We start from the raw sequence: 26,336 nt of genomic DNA on the forward strand, positions 1-26,336 counted from the left end.
AACTTCGGGGCGCGCTAGGGCTTGAGCAACGGTTCTCGGGGTGAGTAGAGTGACGACCGAATGACGATGGGTGGAATGGGATGGAGTCGATCGGACGCTACCTGAGACGCACGCGTGAGGCCCGGGCCATGAGCGTGGAGGAGGTCGCCCGCGCCACGCGCATCCCCGTGATCTCCATCGAACGGATCGAGGCCGATCATTTCGATGACCTGCCGGGCGAGGTGTTCGTCCGCGGGTTCTTGAAGGCGTATGCTCGCGCCGTCTCGCTTCCGATGGAGGAGGTGCTGGCCCGGTACACGGCCAGCCGCCGGATCGCGCTGGTGACGCCGCTGCCCATCGCAGCGCCCGCGCGCCGCACGCAGAGCAGGCGCTTCGGGGTCGCGATCGCGTTCGTGCTGCTGCTCATCCTGTTCACGCTGGCGCTCAGCATCGTGCTCCGGCCGCGCGGCCACGACATGCCGCCGGAGCTGTCGGAGGGCACCCTTTCGAGGGCTCGTACCTCCCTCTCGACCTGAGGGCCAAATTTTCGCCGCGTGCTCGTCGCGGCGCGCGCTGTCACCCTCGAACCCGCCATGCCTCGATCCGTTCGTCCGCGGACGGAGCGGCTCCGCACCGAGGCGCTCCTGGTCCGACGTATCCCTTTCGGTGAGGCCGATCTGCTGGTCGGGCTCTTCACCGAGCAGGGTGGTCTCCTCTCCGCGACCGCGCGCGGCGCGCGCCGCTCGGCGAAGCGATTCCCGTCGCTCGAGCCGATGCACCTGCTCCGCGTGACGCTGGAGATGCGGCCCGGCGCCGAGCTCGCCCAGCTCACCGAGGCCGCGATCGAGCGCCCGCGCCTGCGGCTCGCGGGGGATCTCGCGCGCCTCGAGGTCGCCGGGCGCGCGCTGCGCTGGGTGCGCGAGATCGCTCCGGCGCACACGGCCGAGCAGGCGGCCTGGAGCGAGCTGAACGGGCTCCTCGACCGCCTCGACGGCGCCTCGACGGCGTCCCCGCAGGCGCTGCTCGCGGAGACCGGCCTGCGGCTGCTGGTCGCCTTCGGCTGGGGCCTCGAGCTCACGCAGTGCGTCCGGTGCGGGCGCGCCTGTGACGCGACGCAGTCGGCCCAGGTCGACCCGGCGCGGGGCGGCCTCGTGTGCCGGGCGTGCGGGGGAGGGCCCCTCTTGTTGCGGCCGGAGCCGCGAGAGCGCCTGCTCGCCGCGATGCTCGGCGACGCCCCCGAGATCCCGGAAGAGGACGCCCCGATCGCGCTCGATCTCGTCGAGGGCGCGCTCACCGCGCACGCGAGCGGGAGCTAGCGCCAGCAGATCCCGCGCGTCACCTCACGCCACGGCTCTCCAGAAGCGGCTCACCGCGCGCGGCGCCTCCGGAGACCCCTCGATCTCCACATACGGCCTGCCGGGCGCGTTGCGTGGGAACGAGAAGCTACCGGTGTTCGCGTAGCCGTCGCCGAGCGCCTCCCGGTGCGTGTGGCCGAACACGACGAGCTTCGCGCCGGTCGCCTTCGCCACGTGGCCGGCGCTCTCGGCCAGCCGCTCCGCGACCGTGCCGGCGTACCGGTTGTGGCCGTTCGCCCAGCTCACGCCCATCAGCAGCGCGCCGAGCCCCAGCGCCGCGGCGCCGGTCTCCCGCGCGCCGAGCCCGAGCGCCGCGATCCCCGCCCCCATCGACAAGGTCGCGATCACGCGGTCGAAGTACAGCCGCGTGAACGTGCTCGCCGCGCTCTCGAGCGTCGGCGTGGCCGCGAGGCCGAGGAGCTCGTCGGCCATCGCGCGGGGCACCTCGAGCTCGTGCGCAAAACGCTCGATGACCGCGGCGCCGACCGTCGCCTCGCCTCGCGCGCGGTAGAGGGGCCCGCTCTTCAGCATCGCGCCGATCGCCGCGTGGAAGTAGCGGTAGATGACGTAGGGGGCCCGGGGGCCGTACCAGGTGAACGCGGACAGGAACAGGTGGAGCGGCGTCTGGTCGTTCGCCTGCAGGTAGCGGTGCGCGCCGGTCGGCGCGATGAACTCCTCGACGAAGTGGACGCCGAGGCTGCGCTCGCCGACCACGAGCGGGTGAGCCGGCGCGTTGTCCGGATCGTACAGGTGCCCGTGCTCGATGTGGATCGCCCCGTCGCGGAAGAACCAGGGCGTCGTCCGGATCCGGGCCCGGGCCTCGCCGCCCACGCCGAGCGCCTCCGCCAGCGCCTCGGGGAAATCGGGCGCGCCGACCTCGGCGTCGTGGTTGCCTCCCGAGAGCCAGAGCTCGCCGTCCCGGTCGAGGTGCTCGGCGAGCGCCGCCCGCGCGGTCGGGTGAGCGAACAGCGCCTCGCGCAGCGCGAGCGGCCGGGGCATCCGCGGCGACTCGGACGAGAGGTCGAACAGATCGCCCGCCACGACGATGCGCGCTCCCCGGTGGGCTGCCACGAACCGCGCGAGGTCGGCGGTCACGTCGCGCGGCGTCTGGCGCACGAGGTGGAGATCGGCGAGAACGACCGTGCGGCGCTGCGTCATAACCCACCATATTCATCACGTCCGTCCGGGCGCTGCAACTCGCCACCCGCCGTGCGACGTCGGGGGCGGAGGGTGGCAGCCCGCCGAGTTCGGCCCTTGTGCGCCGCGATCGCCGCGAGCGCGCCGCTGTCCGGGCTCGACGACCGCGCCGCTGCGTCCCATGCAAGCATGTATGGAAGGCTCGGCACGGACGCGACCTCTGGCTCACCGGGTGCGCGATGGACTGCTCGCGGAGATCGAGCGCGCCCTGCGGGGCCAGGACATCGAGGCGCTGTCCCGGATCTACGCCGACGACGCCGTCATCGAGGTGGTGAGCAACCGCAATCCTCCGGCCCACCCCAGCGTCACCAGCGGAAGGCAGGCCATCCTGGAGCACCTCAAGAACGAGCTCTTCCACGATCCCGTCTCGGGGTGGTCGCGCCAGCTCGACGCCACGGAGATCGTGGACGGCATCGAGACCGACGAGGGGCTGGCGTTCATGGAGGTGCGGGTCTACGCCGCGGGTGATCGGGTGGTCGCCCAGCACCTGGCTCGCAAGAAGGGGGGCCTCATCGGCCACGACCGCGTCGTGGTCGTCTGGGACGCGAAGTGAGCCTTCGCCGGCGAGCGGCCGCGCCGTGGCCGCGCGCTGGCGACGGCCGCGCTGCTCGCGCGCAGGCGATGTAGAGTGGCGCCGTGACCACCGCCGTCCTCCTGAGCTGCCACGGCACCGTCGAGCGGCTCGACGATCTGCCCGCCTTCCTGTCCAACATTCGCCGCGGCAGGCCCGCCCCGCCGGAGCTGGTCGAGGAGGTGCGGCGCCGCTTCGAGACGATCGGCGGCTCGCCGCTCCTGCGCATCACGCGGGCCCAGGCGGACGCGCTCGCCGAGCGGCTCGGTCTCCCGGTCGCGATCGCGGGGCGGCTCTGGCACCCGTATCCGGCGGAGGTGCTCGGCGCGCTCCACGCGCGCGGCGTGCGGCGCGTCGTCTCGCTGCCGCTCGCGCCGCAGTCCGTCGACGTCTACCACGCCGTCGTGCGCGACGCGGCCGCCAGGCTGGACGGCATGGAGGTCCGGTGCGCGCCGGCGTGGGGGCTAGAGCCGGCGCTGATCGACGCCTTCGTCGAGGTGATCGACGAGGCGCTCGCGCGCTTCCCCGAGGAGAGCCGGGCGAAGGTGACGGTCATCCTCTCGGCCCACAGCCTGCCGCAGCGGATCATCGAAGCGGGCGATCCCTACGAGCGCCAGTTCCGCGCGATGGCCGCCGAGGTGGAGCGCCGCGTCGCGCCGCGGGGGAACCCCGTGCTCGTCGCCTTCCAGAGCCAGGGCATGACCGGCGATGCGTGGCTCGGCCCGGATCTCCGGTCGACGTTCGAGCGGCTCGCCGCGGGCGGCGCGCGCGAGGCGCTGATCGCGCCGATCGGCTTCGTCGCGGACCACGTCGAGACCCTCTACGATCTCGACGTGGAGGCGCACGTCCTGGCCCGGGACGCGGGCCTCGCTCGGCTGGAGCGGGCGCCGGCCGTGAACACGCGCCGTCGCTTCATCGACGCCCTGGAGGCGCTCGTCCGGCGCGAGCTCGGGGCGGACGCGCCGTAGGCGGACCGGCTCAGCGGCGAACGCCCCTGCTCCTGCCCCCGAGCCGCGAGAAGGCTGCGTTGAGGAGCCCGGGAGCGTGCCTCGCGAGCGACACCCCGAGCTTCGCGTGCCCGGTGATGATGGCCTCGGCGCGGCGCTCGGCGATGGCGTCCATGATCTGCCGCGCCGCCTTGGGCGTCGGCATGACGAGCCAGGGAGGCACCGGCTCCCGGGCGTCGTCGCGCAGCGTGCCCAGGTTGTCGATCCGACGGATCTCGCTCGCCACGAACCCCGGGGCGACGTGCGTGACCGCGACGCCATCGGCGTGGAGCTCGCCGCGCAGCGTCTCGGCGAGGGCGCGCACCGCGAACTTGCTCATGCTGTAGGCGCCCATCCCGGGAAACGCGAGGTAGCCGCTCGCGCTGCCCATCAGCGCGACGCCGCCGCGCGATCGCTTGAGCTCCGGCAGCGCGGCCTTGACGGTGCGCAGCGCGCCGAAGACGTTCGTCTCGAGCTGCCGGCGGAAATCGTCGAGCGAGAGCTCCTCGACGCGCCCCGCCACGCCGAACCCCGCGTTCGCGATGGCGATGTCGAGGCCGCCGAACGTCTTGCGCGCCTCCTCGACGGCGCGCTCCACGTCGCCGTCGCGCGTGACGTCGCACTGGACCGCGATCGCCTCGCCGCCTGACGCGCGGACCTCCGCCGCGAGCGCCTCGAGCCGCTCGGTCCGCCGCGCCGCGAGGACGCTCCGGCCGCCGCGCCGGGCGACCTCCCGGGCGAGCGCCTCGCCGATGCCCGACGACGCGCCCGTGATCAGCACGACCTTTCCTGCGAGCCCGCTTTCCATGGACCCCCGCATACCACGATCGCGCGGGGGCCAGGCCTGGCGCGCCCTCGGGCGCTCGCTCATGCTCGGCCCTTCCTCTCTCGGCTAGGATCGGCTTGCCCGGCCTCGCCGGGCGCCGCTCTTCATCAGCGCTGTCACGCAACAGTCACGCGTAGTTACGCAGGGTTACGCACGGTTACGTGCGGTCGCGTACGGGGTGTCATGCGAAGCCACTCGATCCGCCGCTCTCTCTCCGCTCTCCTCGTCGCCGCCGCCTGCGCGGCCCAGGCGCCCGCTTCCGCCGAGCCGCCCGCCTCGCTCGCGCGCGCGGAGGCGCTCCTCACGCAAGGCGACTACGCCGGCGCCGAGAAGGTGCTCACCGCCCTCCAGGGGGGCGCGGAGCGCGCCCCGGCGCTGATCGCGAAGGCGCGGATCGAGCTGCTCACGGGGCGCTACGACGAGGCCGCGAAGACGGCGAAGGCGGCCGCCGCGATCGGCAAGGAGGCGAGGATCGCCGCCGCGCCGCTCCGGGCCGAGGCGCTCGCGCGCCGCGGGAAGATGGCCGAGGCGATCGCGGCCGCGCGCGAGGTCGAGCGGGAAGACGAGGCGCGCCGCGCGCGGCTCGTGCTCGGCGAGCTCCTGATCCAGTCGGGCAAGCGCGGCGAGGCGCGCGCGCCGCTGATGACGATCATCGACGACTACAACGACGACAAGATCACCGGGAGCGACGCGGAGGGGATGTCGCTGGTCGGGCGCGCGGCGCACCTGCTCCGGAGCGCGCGCGACGCGAACGACGCGTTCAACGCGGCGGAGAAGGTCGGCGGCAAGCAGCGGGTGGAGACGTTGCTCTGGCGATCCGAGCTGTTCCTCGACAAGTACGACCCCGGCCACGGCGGGCAGGTCGTGAAGGAGGCGCTCAAGCTCGCCCCGAAGGACCCGCTGGTCCGCGTCGCCATGGCGCGCGTCAAGCTCGACAGCGCGATGGATTTCGGCGGCGCCGACAGCGAGATCGCGCAGGCGCTCTCCGTGAACCCGAACCTCGCCGAGGCCTATTTCGTGCGGGCCGGGCTCGCGCTCCGCGACATGGACATCGACGCCGCGGACGCCGCGGCGGACCGCGGGCTCAAGGTCAACCCGAACGACCTCGAGCTGCTCTCGATCAAGGCGGCGGCCCGCTTCCTCGCCGACGACGCGGCGGGCTTCGACGCCCTCAAGGCGAAGGTGCTCGGCCTGAACCCGGAGTTCTCGCGGTTCTTCCAGATCGTCGGCGAGTTCGCGGAGTGGGAGCACCGCTACGACGACATCGTCAAGATGATGGAGGAGGCGACGAAGGTCGATCCCAACGACGCCAAGGCGTACGCCACGCTCGGGCTGAACCTGATCCGCGCCGGCGACGAGAAGAGCGGTCTCGTCGCGCTCCAGAAGGCGTGGGACAAGGACCGCTTCAACGTGCGGGTGTTCAACACCCTGAACCTCTACGAGAAGGACATCGCCACCCAGTACGTGACCGTGGAGGGGCAGACGTTCCGCGTCCGCTATCACAAGCAGGAGAAGCCGATCCTCGAGCGGTACGTGCCGCGCATGCTCGAGGAGGCGTGGGGCTCGATGGTGAAGCGTTACGGCTTCACGCCGAAGGTGCCGGTCTCGATCGAGCTCTACGCGTCGACGGAGAACTTCAGCGTGAGGACGAGCGGCCTGCCGAACGTGGGCATCCAGGGCGTCTGTTTCGGCCAGACGCTGGCGGCGCTGAGCCCGGCGGCGGCGGAGTTCAACTGGGGGAACGTGCTGTGGCACGAGCTCGGGCACGTCTTCGCGATCCAGCTCTCGAAGAACCACGTCCCGCGCTGGTTCACCGAGGGGCTCAGCGAGTACGAGACGATCGTGCGGCGGCCCGAGTGGCACCGCGAGGAAGATCCCGCGCTGTTCGCCGCCCTGAAGGGCGGGAGGGTCCCGGCGGTCGAGGGGTTCAACCGGGCCTTCACGCACGTCGACAGCATCGAGGACGTGACGATGGCCTACTTCGCGGCGAGCCAGATCGTGGTCTTCATGGTCGAGGAGTTCGGCTTCCCGAAGGTGGTGTCGATGCTGCCCCGGTGGGCCGCTGGCAAGCGGACGCCGGAGGTCGTGAAGGAGTCCCTCGCCATCGGCACCGAGGAGCTGGATCGGCGCTTCCGCGCGTGGCTGAAGCCCCGCCTCGAGCGCTACGAGAAGCAGTACGTGCCCGACCTGCACGCGCCGCCGCTCGACGAGGCGCGCAAGGCGGCGGCGCGCGCCCCGAAGGACGCGAAGCGGCTCGTCGAGCTCGCGCTCGCGCTGTTCGAGGACGGGCAGCGGCAGGAGGGCGAGGCGGTGCTCGCCGAGGCGCTCCGGGTCGACCCGAAGCAGCCGGACGCCGCGTACCTCAAGGTGCGGGCGGCGTTCGCCGAGAAGAAGCCTGACGAGGCGGCGAGGCTCCTCAGCAAGATGATCGCCGACGGCCACGACGGCTACGTCGTGCGGATGAAGCTCGCGGATCTCGCCGAGTTGAAGAAGGACGCGGCGCGGATGAAGGCGAACCTCGAGGCGGCGTCCCGCCTGGATCCGTCGCAAGCCGAGCCGCTCCAGGGGCTCTACGATCTCGCGCGCCGGCAGAAGGACGCCGCGGGGGAGCTCTCGGCGCTGCGCCGGCTCGCGCTGCTCGACCAGCACGATCGCCGTGTGTGGCGGCGGCTCCTCCGGCTGCTCGTGGGGCGCGGCGCGTGGGACGAGGCGCGCAAGGTCGGCGAGAGCGCGATCTACGTCGACGTGGCCAACCCGGAGATCCACCGGCTCTACGCGCGGGCGCTGGCGCGCACGGGGCGGCACGTGTCGGCGATCTACGAGCTGAACAGCGCGCTGCTGTCCGGGGCGAGGCCCGCGGACGCGGCGGAGATCTACGGGGAGCTCGCCAAGGCGTACGCGAAGATGAAGCGGGACGACTACGCGAAGCAGGCGCTGGAGTACCAGAAGGCGATGCGGGGGGCGTCGCCGCCAGCCCCGCGGGCCATGCCGGACTGAGGCTCGGGGCTCGGGGCGAGGGGAGGACGCGGAGACCCCCTCCGGCGCTCGCGTGGTGTCAGGTCAATTCGCCGCGCGATAGGCTGGAGGTTCGTGGTCCCCGCCCCGCCGGCAGACCGGAAACGGTCCGAGGGAGGCACCCGGGAGCCCTCGAGGGACCGGAAGCGGTTGCCAGTACCTGGCATGTATCGCGCTGCCGGTACGCCTGTCGTTCGACACCCGAAGCGCCGAGGGGAGGGTCTGCGCGGCGGCCGCGGGTGGGCGCGGCGAGCACCGACCGAGGTGCCATGAGGTCCCAGGGGGCTCCACGTCTCAGGCGCGCCTTTGTGGCGCGCGACGAAACGTCCCAGGTGGCAAGGCCCGAAGGGAGACATGCCGGGCGGTGGTGCATGCGCAAGCTCCACGCTCCCGCCTCGGCGGATGGCCGAGCGCCCACCCGCGGCCGCCGCGCAGACCCTCCCCTCGGCGCGGCCCCCGGCAGGGCCTCCTCTCCGGCTACTCGTCCTCCGCCTCCCCCTTGTCCCCGCGCAACCCGAGCGCCTTGCACTTCTTGTAGAGGTGGCTCCGCTCGAGCCCGAGCCCCCGCGCCGTCGCGGCCATCTGCCCTCCGTGATGGCCGAGCGCCTCCTCCAGGATGGCCCGCTCCGCCTCCTCGGCGAGCACCCGGAACGGCACGCCCGGACGGAAGAGCCCCCCCTTCATCGAGGCCTGCTGCCCGCCGAGGCACACCTTCACGTCGCCCTCGTCGATCGTGTCGTCCGGCGTCAGGATCACCAGCCGCTCGATGATGTTGCGCAGCTCCCGCACGTTGCCCGGAAAGCTGTAAGCGACGAGCATCCCCATCCCGCCGCTCGTAAACGCCATCCCCGGCCTGTCGTTCGCCTGCGTCGCGAGCGCGAGGAAGTGCCGCGCGAGCAGCGGGATGTCCTCGCGCCGCGCCCGGAGCGGCGGCAGCGACAGCGGCAGCACGTTGAGCCGGTCGTGGAGGTCCGGCCGGAACTGCCCCTCGCGGCACGCCGCCTCGATGTCGCGGTTCGTCGCCGCCACGACGCGCACGTCGACCTTGATCGTCTCGTGCCCGCCCACGCGCTCGATCTCCCGCTCCTGCAGCACCCGGAGCAGCTTCGCCTGCATCGCGAGCGGCATGTCCCCGACCTCGTCGAGGAACAGCGTGCCGCCGCTCGCGCGCTCGAACTTCCCCCGTCGCTGCTTCGTCGCGCCGGTGAACGCGCCCGCCTCGTGGCCGAACATCTCGCTCTCGATGAGCTCGCTCGGCACCGCGGCGCAGTTCATCTTCTCCAGCGGCCCGCGCGCCCGCTTCGACGCGCCGTGGATCGCGCGCGCGACGAGCTCCTTGCCGGTGCCGCGCTCGCCCGTCACGAACACCGTCGCGGTCGCCCTCGCCGCGCGCGCGATCTGCTCGCGCAAATCGAGCATCGCCCGGCTCTCCCCGATGAGCTCGCCGACCTGACCGGTCTGCGTCCGCAGCGCCTTCGCCTCGGCCTCCGCCCGGACGAGGCGCAGCGTGTTGTCGAGCACGAGCAGCAGCCGATCGGTCGAGAGCGGCTTCTCCAGGAAGTCGATCGCGCCGAGCCGCGTCGCGCGGACGGCGGCGTCGATCGTCGCGTGGCCGCTCATCATGACGACCGGCAGCTCCGACCCCGCGGTGCGTATCCGCTGGAGCAGCTCGACGCCGTCGCCGTCGGGCAACGAGACGTCGAAGAGCGCGATGTCGTAGCTCCGCTTCGCGAGCTTCTCCTCGGCCACCCCGACGCCGCCGGCGACGTCGACCGTGTAGCCCTCCAGCGACAGGGCCTTCTGCAGGGTCGTCAAGATCGCCCGCTCGTCGTCGAGCACCAGCACATGTCCGCGCGGCATGTCTGCCACCGTAGCGCGGAACCGCCGCGGCGGAGGGGCGCTGGCCCGGGTACGCGCGCCCCGCCCCGACGCCGCCGCGCGCACCCGGAGGTGAAGGGAATGCGTCGAGCGCGCGTCGGAACCGGCAAGAAACGAAGGCGACAACCGCCGCCGAAGCGCCGCCGGCTCCATGAGGACGAGCGCGACATCTGCGCCGCCTCGGCGCCTCTGTGCGCGGAGAAAGGGGCTCCGGCCCGCGGACGCTATGATAGCTTGGCGTGGGATGTCTGCCGACGGCCCCGCGACGGCGGAAGGAGATCTGGAGCGCACGCCGTTCGCCCATCTCTTTGTGTATGCCGTCGAGCACCGGCTGACCGGCGCGCTCATCCTGGTGGAGCCCACGGGCGCCGAGCACACGGTGCGGATCGTCCGGGGGGCCCCCGTCAAGATCCGTCCGAGCGACGGCTACGCGCGGTTCGGAGAGATCCTGCTCGAAGAGGGGGCGATCTCCGCCGAGATCCTGGCGGACGCGCTCGCGACGAGGGGCCTCCTCGGCGATGTGCTGCTGCTCTCGGGGTGCCTCGACGCCCCGACGCTCGACTCGCTCGCGCAGGTCCAGTTCGTGCGGCGGATGGTGCGGCTCTTCGATCTGCCGCCGGAGACGACGTACCGCTACTTCGACGGCCTCGACGTGCTGGCCGACTGGGGCGGTGACCCCGCGAAGGTCGATCCGCTCGCGCTGCTCTGGGCGGGGCTGCGCGAGCATGGCGAGCGCTCGACGCGGCTCCAGCGGACGCTCGAGCGGATCGAGGCGGTTCCCCTCCGGCTGCACCCTGCCCTCGAGCCGGGTCGTCTCGGCCTCTCCGAGGGCGAGCTCGCCGTGATCGACGTGGTCCAGAGCTCCATGCCCACGCTCCCGGCGCTCATCAGGTCCGGGGTCGCGCCGGAGCCGATCGTGCGCAAGCTCATCTACGCCCTGGCCATTACGCGCTACCTCGATTTCGGGAAAGGCGTGCCGCTCGGCGCGGAGCCCTCGTCGAGCGTGCCGCCCGCCAGCGCGGCGAGCCTGTCGCTCGGGCGCATGCAGCTCCGCGCGACCCTGCATCGCGAGGGCGCCGCCGCGCCGGATCCCGCCGGCGACGGCGAGCGCGCGCCCGTGGTGGGCCGAGGTCGCCGCCGCGATCGCACGTCCTCGGAGCCGTCGCCCTCGTCGACCGTCGCGCCGCGGATGGCTCCGCTCGGCGGAGGCTCCCTCTCCGCCGTGGTGGCGGCCGAGCTGGCCAACGCCGCTGGGCTCGACGTCGGCCGCGCGGGGCGGGAGCCCTCTGGCGCGGACAGGGACCGCGATGCCTGGGGCTCGTCTGCGCCGGCCGACGACGGCGCCTCCAGCGGCTCGCCGGCCCCCGAGGACCCCTGACGGGAGGATCTCGCCGCGGCGAGGCGACAGGCGAGGTGAGGAGGCGCCGCGCTGGAAGGCGCGCGCCCGTGCCCTTATAGGCCGCCGAGCGATGCCGAATCCTGCGCCCGCGCAACGCCTGCTCCCCGCGCAGGTCCACCTCCCCTCCGGCAACGTGGTGCGCCTGTCGGACGCTGCCGCGCGCGCCCACGCGCCGGCCGTCCTGGGCGCCCCCGGAAGCCGCGGCGGCGACGCGCCCGCCCCGGCCGGCAGGTGCGCGCGCGACGTGCAGATCCTCGCAGGCCCGTCGGTCCTGGCCGACGCGCGCGGCGCGCCGCTGGATCCGCGCGGCCTCCCGCTCGCAGACGCCCACGTCCTGCGCGCGCTCCTCGCGTTCGCCGGCGTCACGCCGGAGGAGCCTGGCGCGTACACGTGCGAGAACTGCGGCGCCCCGTTCGAGGTCGCTCCGTCGAGCCTGCTGGAGATCGGGCCGTTCACCGACGGAGAGCTCGACGACCCCGAGCTCGATCGCCCGTTCCATTTCGGCGCCTTGCACCCGATCCCGGCGCTGCGCGTCGGGCGCGCCGTGTGCCGCGGCGTGCGGCTCGTGGAGCGGACCGTCGAGGAGGCGATGCCGCTGCTCCGCCTGTCCAGCGACGGCGCGCTCCGCGTCACGCCGTCGCTTGTCGTGGCCATGGGCATCGCTGCGCTCGGCCGCGAGCGGCGCGCCTCGGTGATCGCCGACGCGCTCGCCAGGGCGCCGGACGAATCCTGGGCGGCGATCGTCGACCTCTACCACGAGGCGCGCTACCCCGCGCGGCTCCTCGCGGTTCACCGCTGTCAGGCCTGCGGCGCCCGGAACGACCTCGATGTGCCGCTCGAGCGGGAGCTCGCGCGCGCGCCTCTCCGCGCCCCCGAAGCGGATCCGGACGTCCCCGGAGAGGCGACCTCCGCGGCCGGGGAGGGGCGCGCCTTCCCCGATCTCGACGCCTTCGAGGCGCGCGTCCGCGCGGCGGCGGAGCGCGTCTACGAGGCCCGCGGCGTGCGGAACATCGACCTCTTCATCGACGCGGGCGTGCCGGCCTGCGACGACGGAGGCGAGCCGCTGCTGGGCTGCTACACGCCCGGGACGCCCGCGGACGAGCTCGGGATCGCGCGTCCTCCGGAGATCCGGATCTTCTATCGGACGTTTCGAACAGAGGCCCGCGAGGACCCCGGCTTCGACGTCGACGCGGAGATCGACGAGACGATCGACCACGAGGTGACGCACCACCTGCACCACCTCGCCGGGAGCGATCCCCTCGACGACGAGGAGCACGAGCAGATCGAGCGCGAGAACCTGCGGCGGATCGGCCACGCCGAGGCTGCACGGCGCGCGCGGCGCGGCGCCTTGGCCGACGTGGCCGGCTTCCTCCGCGCGACGTGGCCGGCCTGGCTGATCGCGGCCGTGGGGACGGCCCTGGCGTGGTGTGAGGGCGGACGTTGAGGTCCGGCGCGCGCGGCGCGAGCGCGACGTGCGCTCGCCGCTTTCTTCGAAGCGAGAGGATGAGCTGTCTATACTCCGGGGACAGCCAGAAGATGTGCCGGGGAATACCGGCTCCTCGAGCGCCGCTGTGCTCCTGCCGAGGATCGTGAAGACGAAGAGATCGCCGGCCTCCAGGGCCGGATCCACCAAAGCGCCACGTCCAGCCAAGCGGGACGGCGATGCGCAGAACCGCCGGGGAAGTCCGGATGCGGTCGAGAAGCGCCGGGCCGCGCGTCGGTTCAACGAGCTGCTCCTGGGCGGCGGTGGCCGCGCCGGGGATGGCCGTACCGAGCGCCGGCGCCGGCGCTTGCTCGCGGAGCTGGCCGAGGGCGTCTCGCGGCGCGGCAAGCGCGCGCTCAAGCCGATCGACGTGCTGTCGCGCGTCGAGGAGCTCCTCGAGCTGGGCGAGCCGCTCGCCTCGATCCGCAAGGCGTACCCGCCTCCGCCCACGGTCGAGGTGACCGCCGAGCTCGTCGAGGGGCTGAGGCACCTCCACCGCGCCTACGGCTTCTCCGCGGACGTGTACCGGTTCGTCGGGCTCGACGCGCACGCCCTGCGCAAGGCGGGCGTGCTGCGGGGCGGCGACCGGGGAGCCCCGACCGGCGCGCCGGCCGAGACGGCGCGCCGCGGCGCAGCTTGACCTTGCCTGCCGGCGCGGGGATAACCCGCTCCGATGCGCGCGAGAACGGTGAAGCTCCTCCTCGCAGCGGCCGCGACCGCAGCCGTGTGCGCGGCGTCGACCGGCCTGTCGCTCCGCGCTGAGGCCCAGCCGTCGGCCGCGGCGGACGCGGTGGTGGCGCGCGTCGGCGACAAGGTCATCACGGCGGCGGAGGTCGAGCGGAGGATCGCGCAGATCCCGCCGTTTCAGCTCCAGAGCTTCGGCCGCACCCCGGACGAGATCCGGAGGAACTTCGTGAGCCAGGTCCTCGTGCGCGAGCTGCTCCTCGCCCAGGGGGCGGCCGCGCAGAAGCTCACCGAGCGGGCCGACGTGCAGGACCGCATCCGCGGCGTCCTTCGCGCCGCCCTGCTGCAGCGGATCCAGGCGGAGGCGGCGGCGAGCTCGCCGGTGACCGACGAGGAGGTCCGCGCCTACTACGAAGCGAACCGGGACAAGTTCAGCGCGCCGTCGATGGTGGCGCTCTGGCGCGTCCTCGTCGCGACGCGCGAGGAGGCCGAGGCGATCCTGGCCGAGCTCAAGAAGGACCCGTCGCCCCAGCGCTTCAAGGACATCGCGCGCGACAGATCGCTCGACAAGGCGACCAGCCTGCGCGGCGGCGATCTCGGGTTCGTGGCGCCCGACGGCAGCACCGCGGAGCCGGGGCTGAAGCTCCCCGCGGGGCTCATCGAGGCTGCCGCCCGGGTGAAGGACGGGGAGCTCGTGCCCGAGCCGGTGGCGGAGGGCGATCGCTTCGCGGTGCTGTGGCGACGCCAGAGCCGCAGGCCGGTGAGCCGCTCGCTGGAGCAGGAGGCGCCGTCCATCCGCCAGATCCTCGCGCACGGCAAGGCCGAGGCGCAGGTGAAGCAGCTCCTCGAGCGCCTGCGGGCGCAGGACGTATCGGGCCATGCGCCCGAGCTCGTCGACCTGATCGACATCACCTCGACGGGCGATCTGCAGCCCCTGCGGCGCCCGGGCACCCTGGCGAGCGGCCGCCGCCCGGGCACGCCTCCGCCTTCGCCCGTGCCGCGCCAGGACATGCGCTGAGCCCGTCCGACGTCTCGGCATCGGTGCGACCGATGTCCTCGAGCCGCCGGGCGCCTCGCCAGCGCCGCTGGCGCGGTCAGCTCAGCGCGACGACGATCGCGATGGCGGCGAAGCCGGAGGCGATGGTGACCACGAGCGCGGCGATGCTCCCGGCGCGGCGAGCGCGCTCTGCAGCTTCGGGCGGGAGCGCGTAGACGCCCAGCAGCAGCGCCGTGGAGGCCCTGCCCGGTACCCGGAGCGACGCCGACAGGATCTGCTCGGCGCCCTTGATGCCGCCCGTGATGAGCATGACCAGCGCGCCGAGCGGCCCGGCCATGAGGTCCCACCCGCACGCGTAGAGCCCAAAGCGGAGCGCGCGCCGGCGCTCCGGCCGCGCGCCCTGGCGGCGCGCGCCGAGCTCGAGGGCGGCCCCGTGCACCGCGTGGGCGAGCACCATCCACACGGTGAGCCCTGGAACGCCGATCGCGAGCCACTGGAGAGCGCTCGCGCGCGCGGCCGGGTTCCGCGCGAGCTCCAGCGTCAGGCCCGGCAGCGCGAGCGCCACGATGGGCAGGAGCGCGACGACCATCGAGAGGATCGCGAGCGTCTCCGCCAGCAGGGCGAACCGCATGGCCGCCGGGAATGCGCCGTCGGGCAGCGCCGCGAAGAAGGTCTCGGCCCCCAGCGTGGTGGCCTTCGAGGTGGCCCAGAGCCGCGACCAGACGCCGCCGAACGGGCGCTCCCACGGGATGATCGCGACGACCCCCGAGCCCTCGTCGGTCGCCGCGGCGCAGCCGGCGCAATCCGGCTGGCCGCAGCACGCGCAGAGGACCGCCGCGGGAACATCGAACGCCTCGTCGTCCCGCACCGGCTCACGGCGTACGCTGGCAGATCTCTTGGCCATCGCGCACCTCCGAGCAGCGGACAAAGGCCACTCCTACCAAGGTTACGTCGCACCAGCGGGCCTGTCGACCCGGGATGCCTCCAAGCGCGCGCGTACATCGTCCGTCGTTCGCGTCGCGTCGTTCATCGCCTCGTCGCGTCGTTCGTTCAGCGTCGTCCTCCACATCCCGATCCCTCCCGCGCGCGAGGCGGCGCTTCGTCCTGGCAGGTATGGCATCGGTGTCAGCCCTGGCGCCGATCGTTTCACGATGCCGGAAGGCGGCCGTCGGGCAGCGCGGTCAGTGCAGCACCTCGTCGCCCCGTCGCCGCTGTCCCGTGGGGAGGTCGTCGATCCTTCCCCCGAAGAACGCAGCCGCGATCAGCGCGGCGAGCGCGATCGCCCCGGTCGCGTAGAGCCCGTAGCCCCACGTGAAGCGGACTGGACGGAGCAGCGTGCTGGCCGGCGTGAACAGCAGGCGCATCGCCACGGTGGTGAGGGCGATCGCCGCGAGGAACGCGACGGCCACGCGGGCGCCGCGCATCTTGTGGATCGATCTCCGCGTCAGCACGAGCGGGATCATCACGAAGAACGCGACCGCGGGGGCCCACATCCACCCGAGCCTGCGCGCGAGACCGAGGCCGCTGAGATCGCGGATCTCGGGCGCGGTCTCGTGGACCCAGGGCGCGAAGAACGCCGCGAGGCCGGCGACCGCGAGCGCGAGGAGGGCCCCCCGGCAGCGACCGGCGTAGATCCACGGGAGCGGCTCCATGTGCGGCGGGAGCGGCTCGTCGGGCTCCTCGTGGAGCGCGTCGTACGAGGGAGGGAGCTTCGAGAGCTCCTCCAGTCGGAGGCCGCAGGCGGGGCATGTACGGGCCTCTTTCGCCTCGAACATCTCCCGGCAGAAGGGGCAGGCGGTGAGCCCGGTCATCGCCGCGGGAGGATAGCGCACGGCGGACGAGCGCGCGGCGAGCGGCGCGCGGGGCCCGGGGACGCAACTCGGGGTTCCACCGAGGCGGGGCTTAGCTCATAGTTGCTCCCCATGGGCAAGCGTGATCGGCTCCCGGACGATGAGATCGCCGGTTTCGTCGCTGCTCACCCGGGCTGGGTGCGAGCGGGCGAGCGGATCGAGCGGAGCTACTCGTTTCCGGATTACGGGACCGGCGTGGGCTTCGCGATGCGGCTCGCCCTCCTCGCCGAGCGCCGCGATCACCACCCGGACATCCTGCTGTCGTGGGGCAAGGTGCGCGTCGCGTGGTCCACGCATGACGCCGGCGGTCTGACGGCGCTCGACCTCGAGATGGCGGAGCTGACCGACCGCCTCAACACGGGCTGAGACGTCGCGCGTGGGCAAGGTGCTGGGGATGCTCCCGAGCGAGCTGCTGCTGCGTCTGGATCTCGGCGTGGAGGGCGACCTGCCGCACCTCGAGGAGGCGCTGACGCACCCGAGCTTCTCGAACGAGCAGCGCGGCGGTCGGCGCGTGGACAACCAGCGCCTCGAGTTCCTGGGCGACGCCGTGCTCGGCCTGTGCGTGACGGAGCTCCTCATGGAGCGCTTCCCGGGGGCCCGGGAGGGGGAGCTCTCGATGATGCGCTCGGCGCTGGTCAACACGGACGCGCTCGCGGCCTGGGCGCGCGGGGTCGAGCTGGGCGCGGCGCTCCGGGTCGGGCGGGGCGCGGAGGTCGCCGGGGAGCGCGACCAGACCAACGTGCTCGCCGACGCGACCGAGGCGCTCGTCGCGGCGCTGTACCTCGATCGCGGCTTCGAGAGCGCGCGCGCGCTGAGCCGGAAGATCGTCGCGAGCCCGCTCGCCCAGCTCGCGAGCGGCAGCATGCTCGGGCGCGACGCGAAGAGCGAGCTGCAGGAGCGCGTGCAGGCGCGCGGCGCCGCGTCGCCGCGCTACCGGCTGATGGGCACGGAGGGGCCGGACCACGACCGCGCGTTCCTCGTCGCCGTCGAGGTCGAGGGCAAGGTCATCGGCACCGGCCGGGGCCGATCGAAGAAGCTGGCCGAGCAGGCGGCCGCGCGCGCCGCCCTCGTGGCGTGCGCCGCGCCGGAGCCTGCGACCCCATCCGATGAACGGGCGACCGCCGAGGCCCTGGAAGGCGCGCCCGGGGGCACGGGCGCCGCGCCGGGCGGCGCGGCGCCCTCCGAGCCACCCATGAACGACCGAGGACCCAGTCGATGATCCGTCACCTGTTGATTGCCTTCTCCTTCGCGCTCTGCTCGCTCTTCGTCGCGCTGCCCGCCTGGGCCGGGAGTTACCTGGACAGGGCGAGCCTGCTGCTCGACGAGGCGCGCCGGGAGGGCGACATGCTCCTGCCGCGCACGCACGACAAGGAGCTCATCATGGTGGTGCACGCGCTCGCCGAGGCGCGCGCCAACGTGGCGGGCAAGATGGAGTGCCCTGCCTCCGTCTCCAGGGCGCACCCGCACCTCCTGCTCGTGCTCGCGAACAGCGAGCGCGCCGCCGACGCGGCCGCTCAGGGCAACTTCAAGAAGTTCATGGAGCACCTCACCGTGGCGCGGAACGAGGATCGCGCGTTCCGCGCCATCCTCGCCGAGCTCGGCTACGCGCTGCCCGATCTGGGCCCGAAGCGCTGACGCGACCCGGGCCGCGCGCGGGCTCGCGGCGCCGCGCGCCTCAGAACACGGCGCCGAGCGCGCGGGCTCCGGGCGCCGCGCGCCTCAGAACACGGCGCCGAGATCGAGCGCGAGGGTCCACTGCGACCCGAGCCCGGCGAACTTGTTCTCGCCGTTGATCTCGTAGTCCGCACCCTGGTTCGCGTCCTCGGGGCCCACGATGTCGGTGATGAAGTGGGCGCCGAGCTTCACCATCTGGAAGCGCAGCTGCGCTCCGAAATGGAGCCGGTGGCGCGACATGCGCACGGCGTCGAACACGACGGTGTTGTTGAAGTCGGCCTGGGATCCGCCCGCGCACACGGGCTGGCCGTCGTGGGGGAGCGTCTGGCCGTCCGCCCCTTGCACGGGGTTCGCCGGCGAGTTCAACCCGCGAAAGTTGCAGTAGTTCACGGCGTCGGTGTTCGGGGTGAGATCGATCAGCCCCGAGTCGCCGAAGATGTGGATCCACTGGTACCCGGCGTACGGGGTGACGACCACCGCGCCGCCGATCGGCAGAGGCTTCGAGATCTGCGCGTCGACGCCGGCGACCGTGAGCTGGAACTCCTCGGTCCCGGTGATCGTCCTGACGCTGCCGCCCACGGCGACCTCCGGGAAGATCGCGGGGATCCCTCGGCGGAACCCCTCGAAGAGCGCCCAGCGTACGTCGGCGCCCCCGCTGACGATGTTGGTGTTGGCGAGGAACCCGACGGCGCCGGTGAGCTCGAAGCCGAACGGGAAGCCCTTGCGCACCTTGAGCGAGTAGTGCTGCAGGAAGGAGTCCGGGCTCCGGTTCTCGATGGAGAAGTTCCCGGACGCCGGATCCTGCGGCCCCTGCGTGCCGCGCTGCCAGTAGTCCGCTTCGCTGTCAATCTTCGTGTAAGCGGCCTCGATGCCGATCTCGAACCCGCCGTAGCCCGTGGTCCGCGCCGAGTGCATCGCCGACGGCGCGATCGCGAAGCCGTACTGCGCGATGAGCTTCGCGAACGCGGCGTCGTCGGTCTGGCAGCGCTGATAGCGCGACGCGGGGTTGTAGTAGAGGCCGTTGTCCGGCCCCGTGATGCGGCAGGGCACCGCAGCGTCACCGACGCCAGGGACCGGCTCGCGCACCAGCCGCGCGAGCGCGGGATCCATGGAGTCTGCAGACGCCAGCGAGGATGACGCCACCCCCGCGAGGGCAATTGCCGAGGCAATCCAGCACGATGCGCGCATTCCGTGTCTCCGAGGCGGGAGGCTACGTGTCCGCTCGTACAGCCGTCAAGCGAACAGAGGCACCTCCGTCAGCTCCGACCACGTTTTGCGTCGCGCCGCGTGGGCCGGCTGCCCGACCGGGCCGCGCCGCGCGCGCCGGTGGGCCAGGCCGCGCGCGGCCCCTCCTCGGGGCTTGCGTCGCGGAAGGGGGTTGCACCGCGAGGGCGCGTCGCCGAAAGAGAGGGCGTGCTCAAGGATGGTCGCCCCCGGCTCCGCGCGGCGCCGCTCGATCCGCCGTTCCGGATCGTGCTGGTGGAGCCCGAGATCCCGCAGAACACAGGCAACATCGCGCGGCTCGCGGCTGCGACGCAGAGCCCCTTGCACCTGCTCGGGAGGCTGGGGTTCCGCATCGACGAGCGGAGCGTCCGCCGCGCGGGGCTCGACTACTGGCACCTGGTGACGCTCGAGCAGCACCTCGACCTCGCCCACTTCCGCCACCGGCACCCGAACGCGCGGCTGCGCCTGTTCAGCGCGGTGGCGTCGCGGAGCTACCTCGACGCGGACTTCCGGCCGGGCGACGCCCTCGTCTTCGGCAAAGAGAGCGTGGGCCTCGACCCCGACCTCCTCGCCCGCATGCCGGACGACGTCTTCGGCATCCCCACGCTGGGCCCCGTGCGCTCGCTCAACCTGGCCAACGCCGTGTCGATCGTTCTCTACGAGGCGCTCCGCCAGGTGGGCGCGCTCGCGGGCGCAGCGCCGGCGTGAAGGCGCGCTCCTCCGCGAGGTGCGGCGGACGCCGGCGGCCGCGCGCTGTGGACTCCGGCGGGGCGTCGTTCTAAGGGACCGGCGGCATGACGACGCACCGGCAGCGCGCGCGGCACAGCGGACGGGCGGCCGCCCGCCTGCGCTGCGCCGTCGCGGTGGCCGCGCTCTCCGCGGCGCTCGCCTCGTCGGGGTGCAGCAGGCGCCCGCCCAACGGCACGCCGGACGGCGCCGTCCGGGAGCTGGTCGCGCGGCTGCGCCAGCTCCACGGCGATCCGGCCGACGCCAAGGCCGCCTTCGAGCTCCTGTCCCGCCGCGCGCGGGACAACCTGGCGGCGCGCGCGCAGCGCTACAGCGCGGCGACCGGCAAGGCGATCGCCCCCGAAGCGATGATCACGCCTTCCCGCTTCCTCCTGCGCTTCGAGCCGCAGCGGTACGTCGCCCAGATCGCCGGCGCCCATGCCCTCGTGGACGTCGCCGGCCTGCTCCCGGGAGAGCGCGTCCAGGTGCCCTGCGTCTACGAGGACGCCGGCTGGCGCGTCGATCTCGCGCTACCGCCGCTCCCTCCCGTACAGAAGCGGCCCGGCAGCGAGCTCTGAGCGGAGCCACCGGCGGCCGCCCCCCCGGGTAGGACGCCGGCCGAGGCCTCGACGCCGCGAGCCCGCCGTGGGCTCCGGAGATCGGAGCCACAAAAGCCCGGAGGCCGGCAGTGCCGGCCTCCATCGGCAGCGGCCGCAGGGCCGCTAGCCATGAGGTAACGCCTCAGTTGGCGAGAAAGATCGCCTCGATCTCGGTCTTCACCTGCTCTTCCGTCTGGCCCCGGGCGATCGCGATCTCCTTGACGATCAGCGTCCGGGCGGTGTCGAGCATGCGGCGCTCACCGAACGAGAGTTGCTTGTCCGTCTTCAGGCGGTACAGGTCGCGGAGCACCTCCGCGACGTCGTAAATCGAACCCGTCTTGATCTTGTCCATGAAGCCGCGGTAGCGACGGTTCCATGTCTGGTTGTCGAACGCGATGGTGCGCTCGCGGAGGATGTCGAAGATTTCTCGAATTTCCTGTTCAGAAATGACCTGGCGAAGGCCGACCGCGCTCGCGTTGCTGACTGGAACCATGATCTTTCGATCCGTGTCCAAGATGCGGAGAACATAGAATCGCTGACGGTTGCCAGCGATGTCCTTCTCCTCAATGTTGACCACCTCGGCCACGCCCTGGGCCGGGTAGACGGCTTTGTCGCCCACCTTGAACTGGATCTCCGAACGAGCCTGCATATCGTCTCCTTTGCCTTCCACCCCGCCGTCTCTTTATTTTTTCGTCTGCTTCCCGAAATCCTCTCCGGGAAGCGGCCGTTGCACATGCGGTTGAACCTGGACCCGCAGAACCGACACACACCGTCGCGCATTCCGAGAAAAAAACCATGAACCGCGTCTCGAGACCGCTGTGCGAGCACAAGCGCGAGCACCACCGCCAAGACCCGCGAGGGGTCGGTGCTCAGGCGTGCACAGTGAAATCTCGAGCAGCGGCGGTGAAAGCGGACGGTTTCGGGCGGAAGGGATTGAGGTTGGGGGAACGGCCCTCTCGAAAAAGGGCCGGTTTGCGCCAGGCGCGCGCACTCTAGTGAGCCAGCACAGAACCGTCAACGAAAATCCCCGAGGCTGACCCATCGTCGCGTGATCATTCTGGTTTTTTTCTCAGGATCGGGCGGGGTCACAGTGTGTGCCAGTGGAGGCACCAGCGTGAATGCACGCTGGCCCGCCGCTCTAGTTTAGGGCAGAGCAGGCCTCTCCGGGAGAGGTGGCGGACCTGAGCTGGGTGGGATGAGGCGAAAATGTGGCGGACACAACGGCCAGGAGGGGCTGCGTCCGTCCCTGTTCAAGCGAGCCGCTGGGCTCAGGCAGGGCAGAGCCGCTCGGCCAGCCCCCAGCGGACCCCGCGGTCCGAGGCGATGAGATCGACAGGCGCCCCGGCGACCCTCGAGGCCCACGCGAGGAGCTCCTCGATCAGCACGCTGCCGGCGACGATGACGTCGGCGCGCGCCGGATCCAGCGCAGGTAGCTTCCTTCGCGCGGCGAGCGGCAGGGAGGCGAGCCGGGACGTGATGGCGACGACCTCGGCCCCGGAGACCCGCGCGCCGTGCACGCGGGCGCCGTCGTAGGGGACGACGTCGCGCACGAGCGCGGCGAGGGTCGTCACCGTCCCCGCGACGCCGACCAGGGTGGGCGCGCCCGACACAGGCCCGGCCGGGACCGTCGCCAGGGCGGCCCGGGCGTCCGCGCGGACGGCCTCGAGCTCGGGCTCGGTCGGTGGGTCGGCGCGGATGTGACGCTCGGTCAGCCGGACGCTGCCGACGTCGAGGCTCACCGCCCGCTCCACCGTGCCGCCGGCGTCGCCGACGATGATCTCCGTGCTGCCGCCCCCCAGGTCGAACACGATCCTGGGACCTCGGGCCGGCAGGTCGAGCCCTGTCAGCGCCCCGGCGTACGTGAGCTCCGCCTCCTCCGGCCCGGAGATCACACGCGGCGCCACGCCGATGAGGTCGCGGGCGCGGGCGATGAACGCCTCCCCGCCGGCGGCGTCGCGCATGGCGCTGGTCCCGACGGCGTCCACCCGCTCGACGCCCAGGGACCTGAGCTCCTCGCCGTAGCGGGCGAGGCAGGCGAGCGTCCGCTCCACGGCCTCCGGGGCGAGCGCGCGGGCCGCGTCGACCCCCTGGCCGAGGCGGGTGATCGTCGCGCGCTCGGCGAGCGCGACGAGCTCACCCCCTCGGCGCTCCGCGACGAGCAGGAGGACCGAGTTCGTCCCGATGTCGATGGCCGCGACGCTCATGCGGAAGGCCTCACTGGGTGAGCGTCTTCAGGTCGAGCATCTCCTCGACGTTCGGCAGCACCACGAGCTCGCAGCGCCGGTTCGCCTGCTTGTTCTCCGGGGTGTCGTTGGCCTTCACCGGGTCGGTGTCGCCGTAGCCGGAGGCGCTCCACCGCTCGGGCTTGAGGCCGCCGCCGCCCTTGTCCTGGGGCTGGAGCAGGAACGCGAGCACCTCGCGGGCGCGCATGACGCTGAGCCCCCAGTTGTCCTTGAAGCGACCGCCGGCGAGCGGCGCGTTGTCCGTGTGCCCGGCGACCTGGAACGAGCGCGTCGACAGCCCGGCGTCGTTGCGGATGACCTCGGCCACCTTGAGCAGGATGTCCTGGCCCTCCTTCTTCAGCGTCTCCCGGCCCGAGTCGAAGAGCACGTCGCCGGGGAGCTGGATGACCATCCTGTTGTTCCGGACGGTCACGTTGAGCCCGAGCTTGGTGAGGGCCTGGAGCTTGTCCCGCAGCACCTCGAAGCGCTTCTTGATGTCCTCGAGCTGCTGGGCGCGGCGGCGGAAGTCCTCGAGCGCGCGGGCCTGCTGCTCGAGGTTCGCGTTCAGGTTGGAGATGTCCACGCCCGCGGCCTTGAGCTGGGACTTGAGCTGCTCGATCCGGGCGGCCGCCTCATCGAGCTCGCTCCTGGCCTTCTTGTTCTGCGCCTGCTCGGCGCTCAGCTGGGTCTTCAGGCCCTCGATCTCGCGGACCTTGGCCTGCATCTCCTCCTCCGAGTAGCCGCATCCGAGCGCCCCCGAGCCGGCAAGGAGCGTTGCGCCCAGCAACAACCACGACGTCGAGCGACGAACCAACATACCTTTCCTCCTAGAGCGGCGCGGCGCCGGCCCATGAGGGGCGACCGCCGCGCAGGCGGCGCGACGGTAGCGAGGCGAATGGCGCCGCACAAGGCTCTCTAGAGCCTGCGCAACGCTGGTGCTCCGTGCGACCATGAGCTCCACGGCGCGGTTTGCCGCGCCTTGCAGGCGCGCGGTCGCCGGAGAGAAGCGAAGAGGGCCAAGACAGACATCCTGGAGCTTGTCAACGAAATTCGGCGTCCGGCGCGGTCTGGTTCTTTTCACCATGGCCTGATCCGGCGTTTACCCTCGCAACGCTTGCGGACCAGTTTGCCTGGAACACACGGGATACATCGGTTTAGGGCCTGCAAGATTTTCCTTGACCATCACCATGCGTGGCAATATACGTCGTGCAACATCTGTTGCCTCGGTGAGGAAATTGTAGTGGCGAGGACGTCGAGCGATGTCCGCCGGGCCGGGGCGAATGCAGGAGGATTTCCAATGGCTGCTAAGAAGACCGCGAAGAAGCCTGCGAAGAAGGTGACGAAGTCGGCCAAGAAGCCGGCCGCCGCGAAGGCCGGTAAGGTCGCGAAGAAGCCGGCGCGGAAGGCAGCGAAGAAGGCCGCCCCGAAGCGCGCCGCCGCCAAGAAGACCCCGAAGCGCGCCGCCGCCAAGAAGCCCGCCGCCAAGAAGGCGGCTCCGAAGCGCAAGGCGAAGGCTGCCGGCAAGCGCGCGGCTGCGCCGAAGAAGGCGGCGGCGCCTCGAGGCGGACGCGCGGCTGCCAAGCGCGCGCCGGCCAAGGGCGCGGGCTCCCGCGGCGCGCGCAAGAGCACGCCGGCCCCGGCGCCTGCGAGCACCGGGCCGTCCGACGAATCGGAATAAGGCGCAAGAGGCGCGCCTCGCGCCGTCCACCCGGTGAGGCGCCGCGAGGGGGCCCGCCGGCCGCGACGAGAAACTCTGTTCTACAGGTCGCTTCTACAGGACGCCCGAGGGTGAGCACGCCGCGGAGCCGGCGTGCTGGTCCAGGCCGGGGGCGCGCGCGGGTTGATGATGTCCCCGCGACGGCGCCGCCGCGTGACGACCGCGACCGGCGCGTGCGCGCAGGGCGCGGTGCCGGACCGGCGCGGCGCTGGACCGCCGCGCGGCGCGGACGTTCACCTGCTCCGCGGCGCCGGACGGCGCGCGCCGGGAGCCGTGCCCGTGCCCTCGGTGCCTCGGTGGTGGAGCTGCGGCGCGGCGCCGAGAGGGGCGCTCAGGTGCGCTCGCCGAGGTAGAGCCGGAGGGCGCGCGCGGCGCCCTTGCGATCGAACGGGACGCCCACGAGGTCCTCGCGCTTCGAGATCTGCTCGAACAGCTTCATCAGGAACTCGAAGAACGCCTCGCACTCGCGGATGGCGGCGTCGAGCCGCTGGGGGTCGAGCAGGTCGCTGTCCTCGAGCGCCGTCATCGCCGAGACGAACGCGTCGACGCGGGGGTAGTCGCCGACGCGGAGCAGCGGGTAGCCCATCGCCCGGAAGTACGAGAGGAACTCGCGGACGAACGCGAAGCTCGCGATGCCCGTCCACCGATCGGGCGCGGGGCCGGTGGTGCGCGCCTTGCTCGCGAACGCGCGGGCGATCTGGGCGAACATCCACACGTCGCGACGGAGGCGATCGCTCGTCGCGCGGCGCGCCGCGTGGTCGTCGAAGACGCGGCCCTCCTCGAGCTTCGCGCCGAGCGATCTGCCGAGGAACAGGATCGCGTTCTGCAGCGCGGGGCGGAGGCCGTGCGACACGGCGCGGAGGCGGAGGCGGTACTCGGACTCGCTCACCAGCGCGTCGGCGGGCGGGAGGTCGTGCTCGAAGGCGCGGCGCATCTCGAGCCGCAGGTTCGCGGCGAGCCCGGTCAGCGCGGCCTTCGTCGAGAGGAGGCGGTGGCCCTCGGCGGCGAGCTCGTCGTGGCGCGCGACGAGCTCGCTCGCGGGCACGCGCAGCAGATCGCGCTCGAAGCTGTCCGCGAGCAGCGCGCCCGCGCGGCGGCGGAGGTAGTTCGAGAGCGCGCGCGCGTCGCTGCGCAGGACGGCGAGCACCAGGTAGCCGCGCCCGGCGACGCGGTGATCCGAGTGGTCGAGCGCGATGGCGTCGAGCAGCCGGAGGTAGCGGAGCATCCGGAACAGCGCGAGGAACGTGAGCGCCACGAGGCGGTGCGCCTGCTCGCCGGGCACGCGGTGGATCAGCTCGAGCACCTGCGTCGACGCGATGCGGTCGAACTCCGGGCGAAACTCGAGCGCGTGGAGCGGGTTGAAGAACGTGCTCTGCGCGATCTCGCGCATGGCCGTCGCGAGGTGCGCGTAGAAGAGCCTGAAGTTGACCCGCGGCAGCCGGAGCAGCCCGCCCGCGACCTCGATGAGGTTCGTGAACCCGTGCCGCAGCACGAAGAGGCTCGACTCCGGCGACTCCTGCGCCATGGTCGCGTGCAGGAGGCGCGTGCGCGCGGTGTCCTCCGGCAGCACCGTCTCCAGGTAGCGCTGGAAGACGAAGGCGCGGTCGCGATCGCCGAGCATGGTGCGCGTGAGCTGGACGACGCGCGCCATGCCGTCGCGGGCGTGCTGGAGGTGCTCGTGGAAGTCGTGGCTGACGATCGTCTGGCGCCGCCCGGCGCCAGGGTGGTTCCGCGGGTTCGCGAAGCAGGCGACGCCCTTCAGGAGGATCTCGAGCTCGAAGAGCGTCTCGTCCTTCTTGTCGGCCGCGAGCCGCGCGAACCACGCCTCGCGGGCTTGCTGCTGCTCCCGCCGCAGGCCGCGCGTGTCGCGGAGCAGCTCGGCGTAGGCGTTGCGGCCGGGGTAGCCCGAGCCGCGCAGGATCCCCGAAGCGTCGCTCGACACAGACGTGCTCCT

Annotated in this window: 25 protein-coding genes; 15 read left to right on the plus strand and 10 right to left on the minus strand. The window is 72.5% G+C overall.

Annotation, left to right across the window (positions count from 1 at the left end; all coding sequences use genetic code 11):
- Positions 1 to 80: 80 nt before the first annotated feature.
- Positions 81 to 515 (plus strand): helix-turn-helix domain-containing protein, encoded by a 435-nt coding sequence (locus tag WME76_RS04750; protein WP_061608668.1) that lies wholly within the window; start codon positions 81 to 83, stop codon positions 513 to 515.
- 57 nt (positions 516 to 572) lie between these two features.
- Complete coding sequence (recO, locus tag WME76_RS04755; protein WP_437959014.1) at positions 573 to 1,295, plus strand: DNA repair protein RecO; 723 nt, start codon at positions 573 to 575, stop codon at positions 1,293 to 1,295.
- 24 nt (positions 1,296 to 1,319) lie between these two features.
- On the opposite strand, the gene WME76_RS04760 is transcribed toward recO, so the two are convergent.
- Complete coding sequence (locus WME76_RS04760; protein ID WP_437959015.1) at positions 1,320 to 2,492, minus strand: hypothetical protein; 1,173 nt, start codon at positions 2,490 to 2,492, stop codon at positions 1,320 to 1,322.
- A gap of 211 nt (positions 2,493 to 2,703) precedes the next feature.
- On the opposite strand from WME76_RS04760, the gene WME76_RS04765 reads away from it, so the two are divergent.
- Both WME76_RS04765 and hemH read left to right on the plus strand, forming a co-directional pair.
- A complete protein-coding gene (locus WME76_RS04765; RefSeq protein WP_437959016.1) occupies positions 2,704 to 3,084 on the plus strand; it encodes a hypothetical protein in 381 nt (126 codons plus the stop codon).
- Positions 3,085 to 3,167: 83 nt separating this feature from the next.
- Positions 3,168 to 4,070: a ferrochelatase gene (gene hemH / locus WME76_RS04770; RefSeq protein WP_437959017.1), complete on the plus strand. Its 903-nt coding sequence runs from the start codon at positions 3,168 to 3,170 to the stop codon at positions 4,068 to 4,070.
- 10 nt (positions 4,071 to 4,080) lie between these two features.
- Here hemH and WME76_RS04775 read toward each other — a convergent pair whose 3' ends face one another.
- On the minus strand, positions 4,081 to 4,896 hold the full coding sequence (locus WME76_RS04775) for an SDR family oxidoreductase (RefSeq protein ID WP_437959018.1): 816 nt from the start codon (positions 4,894 to 4,896) through the stop codon (positions 4,081 to 4,083).
- Positions 4,897 to 5,097: 201 nt separating this feature from the next.
- Here WME76_RS04775 and WME76_RS04780 point away from each other — a divergent pair, with 201 nt between their 5' ends.
- Positions 5,098 to 7,911, plus strand: a complete 2,814-nt coding sequence (locus WME76_RS04780; RefSeq protein ID WP_437959019.1) for a tetratricopeptide repeat protein — start codon at positions 5,098 to 5,100, stop codon at positions 7,909 to 7,911.
- A gap of 495 nt (positions 7,912 to 8,406) precedes the next feature.
- Here WME76_RS04780 and WME76_RS04785 read toward each other — a convergent pair whose 3' ends face one another.
- A complete protein-coding gene (locus WME76_RS04785; protein WP_437959020.1) occupies positions 8,407 to 9,789 on the minus strand; it encodes a sigma-54-dependent transcriptional regulator in 1,383 nt (460 codons plus the stop codon).
- A 262-nt stretch (positions 9,790 to 10,051) separates the two neighbouring features.
- On the opposite strand from WME76_RS04785, the gene WME76_RS04790 reads away from it, so the two are divergent.
- The 4 genes from WME76_RS04790 to WME76_RS04805 all read left to right on the plus strand — a co-directional run bounded on the left by WME76_RS04790 (position 10,052) and on the right by WME76_RS04805 (position 14,391).
- Positions 10,052 to 11,185, plus strand: a complete 1,134-nt coding sequence (locus WME76_RS04790; protein ID WP_437959021.1) for a hypothetical protein — start codon at positions 10,052 to 10,054, stop codon at positions 11,183 to 11,185.
- A gap of 91 nt (positions 11,186 to 11,276) precedes the next feature.
- Positions 11,277 to 12,650 carry a metallopeptidase family protein gene (locus WME76_RS04795; protein WP_437959022.1) on the plus strand — a complete coding sequence of 458 codons (1,374 nt, stop codon included), beginning with the start codon at positions 11,277 to 11,279 and terminating at the stop codon, positions 12,648 to 12,650.
- A 145-nt stretch (positions 12,651 to 12,795) separates the two neighbouring features.
- On the plus strand, positions 12,796 to 13,329 hold the full coding sequence (locus WME76_RS04800; protein WP_437959023.1) for a hypothetical protein: 534 nt from the start codon (positions 12,796 to 12,798) through the stop codon (positions 13,327 to 13,329).
- 33 nt (positions 13,330 to 13,362) lie between these two features.
- Positions 13,363 to 14,391: a peptidyl-prolyl cis-trans isomerase gene (locus tag WME76_RS04805; protein ID WP_437959024.1), complete on the plus strand. Its 1,029-nt coding sequence runs from the start codon at positions 13,363 to 13,365 to the stop codon at positions 14,389 to 14,391.
- 76 nt (positions 14,392 to 14,467) lie between these two features.
- On the opposite strand, the gene WME76_RS04810 is transcribed toward WME76_RS04805, so the two are convergent.
- Together WME76_RS04810 and WME76_RS04815 are read right to left on the minus strand one after the other, a co-directional pair.
- Complete coding sequence (locus WME76_RS04810; protein WP_061620880.1) at positions 14,468 to 15,274, minus strand: hypothetical protein; 807 nt, start codon at positions 15,272 to 15,274, stop codon at positions 14,468 to 14,470.
- 277 nt (positions 15,275 to 15,551) lie between these two features.
- Entirely contained in the window at positions 15,552 to 16,181 is a 630-nt protein-coding gene (locus tag WME76_RS04815; protein ID WP_437959025.1) for a hypothetical protein, read from the minus strand.
- 111 nt (positions 16,182 to 16,292) lie between these two features.
- Between WME76_RS04815 and WME76_RS04820 the strand changes: the two genes are divergently transcribed.
- The 3 genes from WME76_RS04820 to WME76_RS04830 are packed head-to-tail and all read left to right on the plus strand — an operon-like array spanning position 16,293 to position 17,855.
- Positions 16,293 to 16,586: a 4a-hydroxytetrahydrobiopterin dehydratase gene (locus WME76_RS04820; RefSeq protein ID WP_061620881.1), complete on the plus strand. Its 294-nt coding sequence runs from the start codon at positions 16,293 to 16,295 to the stop codon at positions 16,584 to 16,586.
- 10 nt (positions 16,587 to 16,596) lie between these two features.
- Positions 16,597 to 17,439 carry a ribonuclease III gene (gene rnc / locus WME76_RS04825; protein WP_437959026.1) on the plus strand — a complete coding sequence of 281 codons (843 nt, stop codon included), beginning with the start codon at positions 16,597 to 16,599 and terminating at the stop codon, positions 17,437 to 17,439.
- Positions 17,436 to 17,855 (plus strand): hypothetical protein, encoded by a 420-nt coding sequence (locus tag WME76_RS04830; protein WP_437959027.1) that lies wholly within the window; start codon positions 17,436 to 17,438, stop codon positions 17,853 to 17,855. The genes rnc and WME76_RS04830 overlap by 4 nt, the downstream gene beginning before the upstream one ends.
- 84 nt (positions 17,856 to 17,939) lie before the next feature.
- On the opposite strand, the gene WME76_RS04835 is transcribed toward WME76_RS04830, so the two are convergent.
- Positions 17,940 to 19,004 carry a hypothetical protein gene (locus WME76_RS04835; RefSeq protein WP_437959028.1) on the minus strand — a complete coding sequence of 355 codons (1,065 nt, stop codon included), beginning with the start codon at positions 19,002 to 19,004 and terminating at the stop codon, positions 17,940 to 17,942.
- Between the two features lie 303 nt (positions 19,005 to 19,307).
- On the opposite strand from WME76_RS04835, the gene WME76_RS04840 reads away from it, so the two are divergent.
- Both WME76_RS04840 and WME76_RS04845 read left to right on the plus strand, forming a co-directional pair.
- The gene (locus WME76_RS04840) at positions 19,308 to 19,826 is read left to right on the plus strand and encodes a tRNA (cytidine(34)-2'-O)-methyltransferase (RefSeq protein ID WP_434046320.1); all 519 of its coding nucleotides are present in this window, start codon (positions 19,308 to 19,310) and stop codon (positions 19,824 to 19,826) included.
- Positions 19,827 to 19,912: 86 nt separating this feature from the next.
- Positions 19,913 to 20,422 carry a hypothetical protein gene (locus WME76_RS04845; RefSeq protein ID WP_433934767.1) on the plus strand — a complete coding sequence of 170 codons (510 nt, stop codon included), beginning with the start codon at positions 19,913 to 19,915 and terminating at the stop codon, positions 20,420 to 20,422.
- Positions 20,423 to 20,585: 163 nt separating this feature from the next.
- Here the strand turns inward: WME76_RS04845 and WME76_RS04850 are convergent, their stop codons facing one another.
- The 3 genes from WME76_RS04850 to WME76_RS04860 form a co-directional block, all read right to left on the minus strand.
- The gene (locus WME76_RS04850; RefSeq protein ID WP_012234339.1) at positions 20,586 to 21,092 is read right to left on the minus strand and encodes a CarD family transcriptional regulator; all 507 of its coding nucleotides are present in this window, start codon (positions 21,090 to 21,092) and stop codon (positions 20,586 to 20,588) included.
- A 619-nt stretch (positions 21,093 to 21,711) separates the two neighbouring features.
- Positions 21,712 to 22,647 carry a Ppx/GppA phosphatase family protein gene (locus WME76_RS04855; RefSeq protein ID WP_437959029.1) on the minus strand — a complete coding sequence of 312 codons (936 nt, stop codon included), beginning with the start codon at positions 22,645 to 22,647 and terminating at the stop codon, positions 21,712 to 21,714.
- A 10-nt stretch (positions 22,648 to 22,657) separates the two neighbouring features.
- Positions 22,658 to 23,482, minus strand: coding sequence for an OmpA/MotB family protein (locus WME76_RS04860; RefSeq protein WP_061608688.1), 825 nt, complete (start codon positions 23,480 to 23,482; stop codon positions 22,658 to 22,660).
- A 480-nt stretch (positions 23,483 to 23,962) separates the two neighbouring features.
- Between WME76_RS04860 and WME76_RS04865 the strand changes: the two genes are divergently transcribed.
- Complete coding sequence (locus WME76_RS04865; RefSeq protein WP_129574168.1) at positions 23,963 to 24,343, plus strand: histone H1; 381 nt, start codon at positions 23,963 to 23,965, stop codon at positions 24,341 to 24,343.
- 370 nt (positions 24,344 to 24,713) lie between these two features.
- On the opposite strand, the gene WME76_RS04870 is transcribed toward WME76_RS04865, so the two are convergent.
- Entirely contained in the window at positions 24,714 to 26,324 is a 1,611-nt protein-coding gene (locus tag WME76_RS04870) for a hypothetical protein (protein ID WP_433934771.1), read from the minus strand.
- Between the last annotated feature and the right edge of the window lie 12 nt (positions 26,325 to 26,336).

Source organism: Sorangium sp. So ce119 (assembly GCF_051524405.1).
GTDB lineage: Bacteria > Myxococcota_A > Polyangia > Polyangiales > Polyangiaceae > Sorangium > Sorangium cellulosum_G.

Bases quoted from the DNA above. Each gene is read 5' to 3' on its own strand.
- WME76_RS04750 (WP_061608668.1), top strand. From the start codon at position 81: ATGGAGTCGATCGGACGCTACCTGAGACGCACGCGTGAGGCCCGGGCC.
- recO (WP_437959014.1), top strand. From the start codon at position 573: ATGCCTCGATCCGTTCGTCCGCGGACGGAGCGGCTCCGCACCGAGGCG.
- WME76_RS04760 (WP_437959015.1), bottom strand. From the start codon at position 2,492: ATGACGCAGCGCCGCACGGTCGTTCTCGCCGATCTCCACCTCGTGCGC.
- WME76_RS04775 (WP_437959018.1), bottom strand. From the start codon at position 4,896: ATGGAAAGCGGGCTCGCAGGAAAGGTCGTGCTGATCACGGGCGCGTCG.
- WME76_RS04780 (WP_437959019.1), top strand. From the start codon at position 5,098: ATGCGAAGCCACTCGATCCGCCGCTCTCTCTCCGCTCTCCTCGTCGCC.
- WME76_RS04785 (WP_437959020.1), bottom strand. From the start codon at position 9,789: ATGCCGCGCGGACATGTGCTGGTGCTCGACGACGAGCGGGCGATCTTG.
- WME76_RS04790 (WP_437959021.1), top strand. From the start codon at position 10,052: ATGTCTGCCGACGGCCCCGCGACGGCGGAAGGAGATCTGGAGCGCACG.
- WME76_RS04795 (WP_437959022.1), top strand. From the start codon at position 11,277: ATGCCGAATCCTGCGCCCGCGCAACGCCTGCTCCCCGCGCAGGTCCAC.
- WME76_RS04805 (WP_437959024.1), top strand. From the start codon at position 13,363: ATGCGCGCGAGAACGGTGAAGCTCCTCCTCGCAGCGGCCGCGACCGCA.
- WME76_RS04810 (WP_061620880.1), bottom strand. From the start codon at position 15,274: ATGGCCAAGAGATCTGCCAGCGTACGCCGTGAGCCGGTGCGGGACGAC.
- WME76_RS04815 (WP_437959025.1), bottom strand. From the start codon at position 16,181: ATGACCGGGCTCACCGCCTGCCCCTTCTGCCGGGAGATGTTCGAGGCG.
- WME76_RS04820 (WP_061620881.1), top strand. From the start codon at position 16,293: ATGGGCAAGCGTGATCGGCTCCCGGACGATGAGATCGCCGGTTTCGTC.
- WME76_RS04830 (WP_437959027.1), top strand. From the start codon at position 17,436: ATGATCCGTCACCTGTTGATTGCCTTCTCCTTCGCGCTCTGCTCGCTC.
- WME76_RS04835 (WP_437959028.1), bottom strand. From the start codon at position 19,004: ATGGATCCCGCGCTCGCGCGGCTGGTGCGCGAGCCGGTCCCTGGCGTC.
- WME76_RS04845 (WP_433934767.1), top strand. From the start codon at position 19,913: ATGACGACGCACCGGCAGCGCGCGCGGCACAGCGGACGGGCGGCCGCC.
- WME76_RS04850 (WP_012234339.1), bottom strand. From the start codon at position 21,092: ATGCAGGCTCGTTCGGAGATCCAGTTCAAGGTGGGCGACAAAGCCGTC.
- WME76_RS04855 (WP_437959029.1), bottom strand. From the start codon at position 22,647: ATGAGCGTCGCGGCCATCGACATCGGGACGAACTCGGTCCTCCTGCTC.
- WME76_RS04860 (WP_061608688.1), bottom strand. From the start codon at position 23,482: ATGTTGGTTCGTCGCTCGACGTCGTGGTTGTTGCTGGGCGCAACGCTC.
- WME76_RS04865 (WP_129574168.1), top strand. From the start codon at position 23,963: ATGGCTGCTAAGAAGACCGCGAAGAAGCCTGCGAAGAAGGTGACGAAG.